The sequence below is a fragment of the Citrobacter sp. wls757 genome (assembly GCF_005280935.1).
Classification (GTDB): domain Bacteria; phylum Pseudomonadota; class Gammaproteobacteria; order Enterobacterales; family Enterobacteriaceae; genus Citrobacter; species Citrobacter portucalensis.
Genome location: NZ_SZWU01000055.1, coordinates 1 through 1288, shown reverse-complemented (window position 1 = coordinate 1288; position 1288 = coordinate 1). Strand labels below are relative to the sequence as shown.

General features: G+C 55.4%; 1 protein-coding gene. It reads right to left on the bottom strand.

The features are described from left to right. Positions 1-110 precede the first annotated feature (110 nt). Positions 111-1091: a transposase gene (locus FDW94_RS14390; RefSeq protein ID WP_103285878.1), complete on the bottom strand. Its 981-nt coding sequence runs from the start codon at positions 1089-1091 to the stop codon at positions 111-113. Positions 1092-1288: the final 197 nt, after the last annotated feature.

Sequence of the window (1288 nt, the reverse complement as noted above, 5' to 3'; positions counted from 1 at the left end):
TGTAGATACTGTTATCGCCTGCAAGCCTTTTCAGGTTCCGCGGTTACGGATAGCAGGCACGATCAGTCACAGCGCCGTCAGGCGCTGTTTTTTCCTGATTCATCTTCCCTTCAGGCTGTTATCACCCCATGTCTCGACGCATCGAACGGCTCACCTGATTTCAGTACCCCGTAAGACACATGCGCCAGCTTGCGCATCATTGCGCCTATTATCACTTTCCCTTTTTTACCGTTTCCTGCCAGACGGTCGCGGAACGCCCGCCCCCATTCCGTTTTACTTATTGCCACCATCGCTGGCATGTACAGAGCCCTGCGCAGGGATACATGGCCGCTTTTACTCATCCGACTCATTCCCCTCACGCTGCTGCCTGATTCATGCTGGCGCGGTGTCAGACCGGCAAAGGCGGCGAACTGTCTCGCCTGACTGAACCTGTCCTTCAGTCCCACATAAGCCAGCAGCACCGCCGACGTCTTTTCCCCGATACCCGGGATACTTTCCAGCAGCTTCCTGCGGTGTTTCATGTCCGGGTCGTCATCCGTCAGGTCCTTTATCTGCTTTTCGATGCGTTTAATTTCGGCATGAAGCCACAGCAGATGAGCGTCGATACTCGGACGCTGTACCTCACGTGCTGTCTCAAGGCGATTCAGTTCCTGCGTACGCATATCCGTCAGTGACTGATGGCGCAGCACCAGTGCCCGTAACGCCCGTTCAACCGGATGCGGAGCTTCCCAGACTGCCGGGCGCTTCTGACGGCAAAACTCTGCCAGCATGCGGGCATCAACGGCATCGGTTTTGCTGCGCAGCCCCTCGCTCTGTGCGAAGGCTTTGCCGAGGGCAGGATTGATGATGGAGACGGTGAATCCGGCATCACTGAGATGGGCGGCCACGTCTTCCATATACGTACTGGTGGCTTCCATACAGATATGCGCCGGCGCCACGTTATGGCTGTTGAGCCAGTGGAGGAGTTCATTGTGGCCCTTCAGGGTGTTCGCAAATTTTTTACTGCGGTGACGGCCATCGGGACGCAGCACATCGACATCCAGCTTGGCTTTAGAGACGTCAATACCGATAAAATGAAGTTCCTGTTCCATAGTGAGACCAACCTTGTGAATGCGGATTACCGGGAAAACCGGTCCATGATACTGTCCGGTTTGTCACTTGTGGAGAACGGCAGTCCGCTGCATAAATCTACAATACAGGTTGTTAACCTAAGGCCGGATACGGCATGCGGACGGCATGGCAGGGAGAACTGGCCGGCCCTCTCTGCACAGAGAGGATAATACAAGGC

Coding starts and splice junctions, on each gene's coding strand:
- FDW94_RS14390 (WP_103285878.1), bottom strand. CDS start 1,091: ATGGAACAGGAACTTCATTTTATCGGTATTGACGTCTCTAAAGCCAAG.